This is a genomic window from Cellulomonas sp. A375-1, from assembly GCF_001040865.1.
GTDB classification, from domain to species: Bacteria; Actinomycetota; Actinomycetes; order Actinomycetales; family Cellulomonadaceae; genus Cellulomonas; species Cellulomonas gelida.
Map to the genome: position 1 here is coordinate 1 of NZ_LFKW01000008.1, position 8,964 is coordinate 8,964.

6 protein-coding genes are annotated in these 8,964 nt (G+C 74.8%); 2 read left to right on the top strand and 4 right to left on the bottom strand.

The genetic code is table 11. The features are described 5' to 3' along the window. The coding region (locus CWIS_RS18545; protein ID WP_048341306.1) for a transcriptional regulator at positions 1-2,199 on the top strand (2,199 nt) is incomplete at its 5' end. Between the two features lie 73 nt (positions 2,200-2,272). On the opposite strand, the gene CWIS_RS00710 is transcribed toward CWIS_RS18545, so the two are convergent. From CWIS_RS00710 to CWIS_RS00725, 4 genes are all read right to left on the bottom strand, one after another. Further along, positions 2,273-3,103 (bottom strand): ABC transporter permease, encoded by an 831-nt coding sequence (locus CWIS_RS00710; protein WP_048341307.1) that lies wholly within the window; start codon positions 3,101-3,103, stop codon positions 2,273-2,275. Then, on the bottom strand, positions 3,100-4,104 hold the full coding sequence (locus CWIS_RS00715) for an ATP-binding cassette domain-containing protein (RefSeq protein ID WP_048341308.1): 1,005 nt from the start codon (positions 4,102-4,104) through the stop codon (positions 3,100-3,102). Before CWIS_RS00715 ends, CWIS_RS00710 begins: the two co-directional genes overlap by 4 nt. 266 nt (positions 4,105-4,370) lie before the next feature. After that, entirely contained in the window at positions 4,371-6,653 is a 2,283-nt protein-coding gene (locus tag CWIS_RS00720; RefSeq protein WP_048341309.1) for a SpoIIE family protein phosphatase, read from the bottom strand. Between the two features lie 43 nt (positions 6,654-6,696). Then, positions 6,697-7,947: an MFS transporter gene (locus CWIS_RS00725; RefSeq protein WP_053071474.1), complete on the bottom strand. Its 1,251-nt coding sequence runs from the start codon at positions 7,945-7,947 to the stop codon at positions 6,697-6,699. A 71-nt stretch (positions 7,948-8,018) separates the two neighbouring features. Between CWIS_RS00725 and CWIS_RS00730 the strand changes: the two genes are divergently transcribed. Next, a partial coding sequence (locus tag CWIS_RS00730; RefSeq protein WP_048341310.1) for a GlxA family transcriptional regulator occupies positions 8,019-8,964 on the top strand: 946 nt, incomplete at its 3' end.

The window sequence follows — 8,964 nt, forward strand, 5'->3', positions numbered from 1 at the left end:
GTCGGCGTCGAGCGGCGCGTGCTGCCCCGGCTCGAACGGCTGCGCGCCGCCGCGCAGGAGCTGCGAGGGCTCGTCGTCCTCGACAACTGCGAGCACGTGCTCGCCGCGGCCGCGGACCTCGTCGCGGACCTGCTCGACGTGGTCCCGCCCGACGTCACGATCCTGGCGACGTCCCGCGCGCCGCTCGGCCTCGTCGGCGAGCGCGTGCACCGGCTGCCCGCCCTGCCCGACACCGACGCCCTCGCGCTGCTGCGCGCCCGCGCCGAATCGGCCCGGCCCGGCCTCGTCTGGGACGACGAGCGCGCGCTCGAGCTGTGCCACCGCCTCGACAGCCTCCCCCTCGCGCTCGAGCTCGCGGCTGCCCGCCTGCGCTCGATGCCGCTCGAGGACCTGCTCGACAGCCTCGCCGACCGGTTCGCGCTGCTCGACGACGCGCTGCGCGGGCTGCCCGAGCGCCACGCGAGCCTGTGGGCGCTCGTCGACTGGAGCCGCGAGCTGCTGCCCGACGACGAGCGCGAGCTGCTCGCCCGGCTCGCCGTGGTGCCCGGCTCGTTCACCGCGGCGCTCGCCGCGAGCGTCGCGGGCGTGCCGGACGCGCGGCGCGGGCTCGCGGACCTCGTCGACCAGTCCCTGCTGGTGCTCGACGACGCCGGCCCCGGCCCCGCGCGCTACCGCATGCTCGAGACGGTCCGCGAGTACGGCGAGGCGCGCCTCGACGCCGCGGGCACGCGCGCCGACGCGATGGCCGGGCTGGTCGCGTGGGCCACGCGCGAAGCCGTGGACCTGAGCGACCGGATGACCGGCGAGGGGCAGCTCGACGCGTTCGCGCGGTGCAGCGACGAGCAGGAGGCGCTGGTCGCGGCGCTGCGATGGTCGATCGAGCACGACGAGGCGGCGGCCGTCGAGGTCGCGTCCGCCCTGTTCCCGTGGTGGACCGTGCGCGGTATGCACGTGGAGGTCGTGACGTGGGCCTCGCGGCTCGTGCACGTGAGCGAACCGGCCGCGCGTCGACGCTCCGCGCTGTTCGTCGGCGCGGCCTCGGGGCGGCGCGTGCCGCACGGCGAGCTCACCACGACCGTCATGCTCCAGACGGCGGTCAACGGCGGCATCACGACGACGCTGCGGCTGACCGCGCTCGCCGGCCGCGTGCTGCGGCGGCTCGCACGCGAGCAGTCCGACGAGGTCCGACCCGGCTCGGCGGCGCTGGCCGCGGCAGTCCCGTCGCTCGTCTCGACCGACCTGGCGGCGCTCGAGGACTCTGCGCGGTCCCTCACCGCGCAGGACGACGAGTACGTCCAGGCGCTCGGCCTGTTCCTGCGCGCCGCGGTGCGGGAGAACGCCGGCGAGACCGACGGGTCCGCGCAGGACGCCCGCGCGGCGTTCGCGATGTTCGAGCGGATCGGCAACCACTGGGGCATGGGCATGGCCGCGCAGGGGGTCGCGCAGTGGTCGGCGGCGCACGGCGGCGACGACGCCGTGGAGTGGCTCGAGCGCAGCGTGCACCACCTCGAGCTCGTCGGCGCCGTGCAGGACGCGCGCAGCCTGCGGGTGCTGCTCGACGTGCAGCGCGCAGTCGAGGGCGACCAGGACGGTCGAGCCGCGCTGCACGACGTGGTCACCTCCCCGCGTGAGGAGGCGATGGACCGCGCGCAGGCCCTCCTCGGGCTCGCGATGGTCGCGCTGTCCGACGGCGACAACGCGAGCGCCGTGACGCACGCGCTGCGCGCCGTGCAGACGGTCGCCGACGACGAGTCGTCCGTCCCGCAGGCGCGCATCGTGTTCCGCGTGTCGGCGGTCGTGCTGCTGCTGCAGGCCGAGCGCGACGAGACCGACCCGGCCCGCCGCGCAGCCGTCGACGCGGACGTCGTCGCGGCGCTGACCGCCGCCATCACCGACGCGCGGGGCCTGAGCGACATGCCGGTCGTCGGGGCGTTCGCGCTCGGCTGCGCCGAGCTCGTCGCGTGGCGCGGCGACGACGAGGACACCGCGGTCGAGCTGTGGGCGCTCGGTACCCGGATGGGGGCGAGCGTCTCGAGCATCGCGCTCCAGGTGGGCAAGAACCGGTCGCTCGCGAGCAGCCTCGCGGGCGCGCGCGGGCAGGCTCGGGCCGACGAGCTGCGGCCGCGTCCCGCGTCCGAGATCAGCCGCTCGATCCTCGCGCTGGCGTCCCGCCTGCTGGGCCCCGCGACGCAGCGCTGACCCCGCGGGCCACGGGTCGACCCGGCAGACGACGGGGTCCGCGCCGCCCAGCGACGCGGAACCCGCTCGACCGTCAGACCTTGCGGCGGTAGGCGCGCAGCGCCAGCGGCATGAACACCGCGACCAGGCCCACGCACCACGCGAGCGTCCACCACACGTGGTTGCCCACCGGCGTGCCGAGGAACAGCCCGCGCATCGAGTCGACCAGGTGCGTCAGCGGGTTGACGTCGACGAAGCCCTGCATCCAGCCGGGCAGGTCGTCGGTCTGCACGAACACGTTGGAGCCGAACGTCAGCGGCATGATCAGCAGGAACATCACGCCCTGCACCGCACCGGACGTGCGCACGATCATCCCGACCCACACGCTCACCCACGACAGGCAGACCGCGAACAGCACGGCCAGCAGGCACCCGGCGACCGCCTCGAGCGGGCTCGTCGCGATCCGGAAGCCCATCGCGTAGCCCGTGCCGATCGTCACGACCGCGACGATCACGTACCGCACCACGTCGCCCAGCACCGCGCCCAGCAGGGGTGCCGACCGGGGGATCGGCAGCGACTTGAACCGGTCGAAGATCCCCTTCTCCATGTCGGTGTTGAGGTTCACGCCGATCGCGATCGCGCCCATCGCGATCGTCTGCCCGAGGATCCCGGGCAGCAGGAACTGCAGGTAGTCGCCCGTGCTGCCGGCGACCGCGTTGCCGAAGATCGTCACGAAGATCGCCAGGAAGATGATCGGCTGCAGCGTCACGTCGATCAGCGCCTCGGGCGTGCGCCACGTCTTGATGAGGCTGCGCCTGGTCAGCGCGGCGGAGTGGCGCACCAGCGGGAACGGGCGGGCCGGCGCGGCCGCGGCCGCGCGCGGTGCGGGCTGCGTGCGGGTCGGTTCGAGAGTCGTGGTGGTCATGCCGCCACCTCCTTGCTGGTGTCGCGGGCGATGTCGTCGGAGCCGGGCTCGGCCTCGTCGGACGTGGTCCGGCCGGTCAGGGTGAAGAAGACCTCGTCGAGGCTCGGCAGGTGCAGCGAGAGCTCCGTGACACCGATGCCCGCGCCGCCCAGGCGCGCGACCGTCGCCGTGAGCGCCTCGTCGCCGGCCACCGGGACCGCGAGCATCCCCTTGCGGATCTCGTCGGCTGCGGCACCCGTGCTGACCTGCGAGAGGATCTGCGCGGTCTCCGCCAGGCGGGTCTGGTCCGTCGGGCGCACCTCGAGCGTCTGGCCGCCGACGATGCGCTTGAGCCCGTCCGGGGTGTCGTGCGCGATCACGCGGCCGTGGTCGACGACCGTGATCTCGTCGGCCAGCGCGTCCGCCTCCTCGAGGTACTGCGTGGTGAGCAGCACCGTCGAGCCGTCCGCGACGAGCGAGCGGACCACGTCCCACATCGCCTCGCGCTTCGCGGGGTCGAGTCCGGTGGTCGGCTCGTCGAGGAAGATCACGTCGGGCCGTCCGACGAGGCTCGCGGCCAGGTCGAGGCGGCGACGCATGCCGCCGGAGTACGTCTTCGCGGGACGGTCGGCGGCGTCCGCGAGGTCGAACCACTCGAGCAGCTCGACGGCACGGGCGCGGGCGCCCTTGCGGCCGAGCTCGAGCAGGGTGCCGAACAGCACGAGGTTCTGGCGGCCCGTGAGGTCCTCGTCGACGGACGCGTACTGCCCGGTCAGGCCGATCATGTGCCGGACCTTCTCGGCGTCGCGGACCACGTCGAGGCCGTTGATGCGGGCCGTGCCCGCGTCGGGGGTGAGCAGGGTGGACAGGATGCGGACGGTCGTCGTCTTGCCGGCGCCGTTGGGGCCGAGCACACCGAGCACGGTGCCCCGGGGGACGACGAGGTCGACGCCCTGCAGCGCCTTCGTCTCGCCGAAGTGCTTCACAAGGCCCTCGGCCTCGATCACCAGGTCTGTTGTCATGCCGTCACCCTGACCACCCCGGCTGACACGGCCCCGACACCCCACCGACACCACCGACACCACCCCGACCCGCCCCACCGGACCCCCGCGCACCGCTCCCCTGCCCCGCCCCCACCTCGCGACCCAGCGACTGCTCAGGCCAACCCGCCCCACAGCCGGAGCAAGCCCTGGCTCACGCCACCACCACCCCGCGACCGCGACCCAGCGTCTGCTCAGGCCACATCCGCGGTGAGCCGGAGCAAGCGCTGGGTCGCGGAGGGGTGGGGTCAGTAGAGGTCGCGGCAGAGGAGGAGGAGGGTGGTGTCGTCGACCGACGACGGGTCGCTGCACTCGCGGACGACGTCGTCGATGTCGACCGGGCGCGTCGGGTCCTCGCGCGTGAACGCGCCGACCAGCCGGGCCAGGCCCGCGCGCAGGTTCGTCGAGCGCGAGTCGACGAGCCCGTCGCTGTAGAGCACGACGCCGCCACCGGGCTCGATCACGAACCGGTGCGTGGGCGGCTCCCCCGAGCCGACGCCGACGGGCCGGTCCACGCTGACCTCGAGCAGCTCGGCACCGCCGACCGCGTCGAGCACGAGCGGGCGGGGGTGACCCGCGATGGAGACCTCGACCTCGCCCGTCGCCTGGTCGACCGCGGCGACGACGACCGTGGCCATGTCGGTGGCCATCGTGCGGCGGGCCACCACGTCGGTCCAGCGCAGCGCGTCGGCCGGACCGTCGCCGCGCAGCAGGAACGCCCGCAGCGAGTTGCGCAGCTGGCCCATCGCCGCGGCGGCGGACAACCCGTGCCCGGCGACGTCCCCGATGACCACGGCGATCCGCCCGTCGGGCAGCTCGAGCGCGTCGTACCAGTCGCCCCCGACCTGACCGCCGGGTGCGGGCACGTAGCGCGCGTGCAGCTGCCACCCCTCGACGTGCGGCAGCTCTGCGGGCAACAGGGAGCGCTGCACGGTCTCGGCGACGCCGAGCGCCCAGCGGGTGCGCAGCAGGAGCGTCTCGAGCAGGCGTCGGCGCAGGTCGGTGACCGAGCGCAGCTCCTGCGCGGTCCACGGCGCGCTCCGGCCACGAATCGTCTGGGTCCACTTCTCGAACGACTTGCGCGGGCTGAGCCGCACCTCGTCGCCCTCACGCCGTGCGATCGCCTTGTTCTGCGGGTCCCCGCCCCAGGACACGTCGTGCACGGCCTCGCGGCGCAGCCAGACGATCGCGCGGTCCTCGGGCAGCCGCACCGCGAGCAGCCCGGCGACGCCCGGCAGCGCGTCCGCGAGCGCGGGCTCCTGCGCGCTGAGCTCGGTGCGCGCGGTGACGTCCTCGGGCTGCGCGGCGATCCACTCGCGCAGCGGCGACGGGTCGTCGGGCACCACGCCCTCGACGCTCCGGGTGTCGTCGCCGAAGACCACGACCCCCTGCGCGGGCACGAGCTCGAGCAGGGACACCCCGGACGCGGTCCGCCCGACGAGCGCGTCACCCAGGGTGTGCGCGGCGTCGCGGGACGCGATGAGCAGGCGCACGAGCGTCGCCTCCGCGGCGAGCGCCGCCTGCAGCTCGTCCTCCTCGGCCCGGGCGACCAGGCGCAACGACAGCGACGACCCGAGGAACTCGGCCGCCGCGCGCACGCCGTACGGAGGGTGGTGCGGACCGGAGTAGTGGTGGCACGCGACGAGGCCCCACAGCCGCCCGTCGCGCAGCAGCGAGATCGACATCGACGCGGCGACGCCCATGTTGCCGAGGTACTCGAGGTGGATCGGCGAGACGCTGCGCAGCACCGAGTGCGTGAGGTCGAGCGGCTCCCCGGTCGCCGCGTCGACCCCCGGGACGAGCGGCGCGGGGGTGTACCCGACGTCGGCGATGAGCCGGATCCAGCTCTGCTCGTACAGCGCGCGGGCCTGCGGCGGGATGTCCGAGGCGGGGTAGTGCAGCCCGAGGAACGAGTTGAGGTCCGCGCGCTTGGCCTCCGCCACGACCTCGCCGTTGTACTCGGCGTCGAACCGGTAGATCATCACGCGGTCGAACCCGGTCAGCGCCCGCACCTCGTGCGCGGCCACGTCGTACAGCTCGGCGAGCGACTGGCTCGCGCTCAGTCGTTCGAGCGCGTCACGCACCGCCTGGTAGGTGTTCGGGAACGAGAACGGCCGCGGGCCGGTCGACGCCTCGAGCTCGACCACGAGCAGGGTCCGGTCGCCGACGACCACGCGGTGCAGCACCGCGTCGACCTCGCGCGGGCCGTCGGGGGTGGCCGCGACGACGACGAGCGGGTTGCGCTGCCGGAGGTTCCCGAACGTGCGCACGTGCGCGCGGATCTGCTCGGCCGGCTCGCTCCCGAGCACGGCGTCGAGGTCCGCCCCGAGCGTGTCCTGGACGCTGCGGCCGAGGAGGTCCGCGACGTTGGCCGACACGTGCTCGACGACGAGCTCGGGCTCGGTGACCGCGAGCAGCACACCGTGCGGCTGGACCGAGCCGGGCACGTGGATCGGCTCACGCGCGCAGTTGTCGAGGTCGACGGGCTCCCCGGGTTCGAGCAGGTCGGCCATCGGTTCGCGGTCGGACATCCGCTGGCACCTCCTCGTCGACATTTTCGGTGTGCAACCTAACTCACGCCACCACCTCCTCCGTACGGGCCCGGCGCGCGCGCGTCGGGCGCACGAGCGCGACGACGACGAGCACCGACGCGACGGCGACCAGCACCCCGAGCACGGGCCAGCCGGTCGCGGTCGTCGCGAGGCCCGCGCCGAGGGAACCGACCACCGCGGCGGCGGTCGCGACGACCTCGGCCACGGGCTGCACACGCCCGCGCTCGGCGGGCCGGTACGACGCCGCGACCATCGCCGCGCCGCCGCTGCCGGCGAGGTTCCACCCCACCCCGGCGAGCGTCATCGCGACGACGAACGCGACCATGTCCGGCCGCACGGTCGCCAGGCCCGCGGCGGCGAGCACGAGCGCACCGAGTGCCGCGACGCGCCGCTCGCCCAGCCGCCCGATCCACCGCGCGACCAGCAGCCCCGGTGCGTACATCCCGATCATGTGGAGCTGGACCGAGAACGCCGCGTGCTGCTCGGTGTGCCCCATGTCCATGCCCGCGACGGGCCCCGCGGTCATGAGCGAGCTCATCGCGGCGGCCGCGAGCGCGGTGACCAGGACGCCGAGCACGAGGACGGGCTGGCGCCACAGCTCGCGGTGCGAGCGCGCCGCGGCCGCCGGCGCACCCTCGTCGGCCCGGCGGGGTCCGGTCAGGTGTGCGAGGTCCCGCGGGAGGCGCGCGTTCCACCCGCACGCGAGCACCGCGAACCCGGCGACCAGCAGGTACGACGCGACGTACGGGGTCGAGCCGAGCCCGCCGGCGGCCGTCGCGAGGAACGGCCCGACGAGCGCCGCGAGCAGACCTCCCGCGAGCAGCGTCGTGATCGCGCGCGCCCGCTCGTCGGGATTCGCCTCCGCGACCGCGTACCGGTAGTAGCCCGCGCCCGCCTGGTACACCCCGACGAGCGCCGTCCCGACGCAGAACAGCGCGAACGAGCCACGGTGGACCGCGTACGCCGACAGGAGGCCCGCCGCGACGGCCGCCAGCGGCGCGAGGGTGAAGACGCGCCGGTACCCGCTGCGCCCGATCCACCGCGAGAGCGCGAACGTCGAGAGCACCGCGACGACGGGCATGAGGCTGAACGGGAGCGTCGCGAGCGCGCGCGTCGGCGCGAGGTGCGCCCCGACGATGCCCGTGAGGGTCAGGTCGATCGAGATGCCGAACGTGTAGAGCGACTGCGCGGGGACGAGTCGGCGCGTGAGGCGCGGCCCGTCGACGCGCGGGGGCTCGACGAGCGCGCGAGTCGGGGCGTCAGGTGGGGTCACGCGACCACCCTGGCGGGGTCGGGTACCGCCCGACGAGCGGCAGGATTGCCACTGTGCGCTAGATTCTCGCCATGAGCGTGGACGGTCCGGTGCCGAGGCCCCAGCGCGTGCGCGACGTCGCCGTGCTCGCGCTCCCGGGCGCGCTGCCGATGGAGATCGGCATGCCGTTCCAGGTGCTCCAGAGCCGCACCGCCGAGCACTACCGCCTGACGCTGTGCGGGCGGAGCCCCGGTCCCGTGCCCACCGCGGGCGGGTTCCCGGTCGTCGCGCAGGCCGGGCTCGAGGCCGTCGTCGCGGCCGACACCGTGATCGTCCCCGCGTACGACGACATCGACCAGCCACCCGCCGACGACGTGCTCGACGCGCTGCGCACCGCGCACGCCCGCGGCGCACGCGTCGTGGCGATCTGCGTCGGCGCGTTCGCGCTGGCCGCCGCGGGACTGCTCGACGGTCGGCGTGCGACGACGCACTGGGCCTACACCCACCGCCTCGCGGCGCGGTACCCGCTGGTCCGCGTGGACCCGGACGTGCTGTTCGTCGACGAGGGCGACGTCCTGACCTCCGCGGGCGTCGCGTCCGGCATCGACGCGTGCCTGCACCTGCTGCGCACCGACCTGGGTGCCGCGGTCGCCAACCACGTGGCGCGCGCGATCGTCGCGGCACCGCACCGCGACGGCGGGCAGGCGCAGTTCATCGCCCGGACCACCCCGCCCGACGCCGCGAGCACGCTCGCGGGCACCCGGGCGTGGGCCCTCGACCACCTGCACGAGCCGCTGACCGTCGCGGACCTCGCGCGGCACGCGAGCATGTCGCAGCGCACGCTCGCCCGGGCGTTCGCGGCCGAGACCGGCGCGTCACCCCTGCGCTGGCTCACCGCTGCGCGCGTCGACCGCGCGCGCGAGCTGCTCGAACGCACCGACTGGAGCACCGACCGTGTCGCCCAGGAGTGCGGCCTCGGGACCGCCGCGAACATGCGCCTGCACTTCCACCGCCTCGTCGGCGTGAGCCCCTCGGACT

Bases quoted from the DNA above. Each gene is read 5' to 3' on its own strand.
- CWIS_RS00710 (WP_048341307.1), bottom strand. From the start codon at position 3,103: ATGACCACCACGACTCTCGAACCGACCCGCACGCAGCCCGCACCGCGC.
- CWIS_RS00715 (WP_048341308.1), bottom strand. From the start codon at position 4,104: ATGACAACAGACCTGGTGATCGAGGCCGAGGGCCTTGTGAAGCACTTC.
- CWIS_RS00720 (WP_048341309.1), bottom strand. From the start codon at position 6,653: ATGTCCGACCGCGAACCGATGGCCGACCTGCTCGAACCCGGGGAGCCC.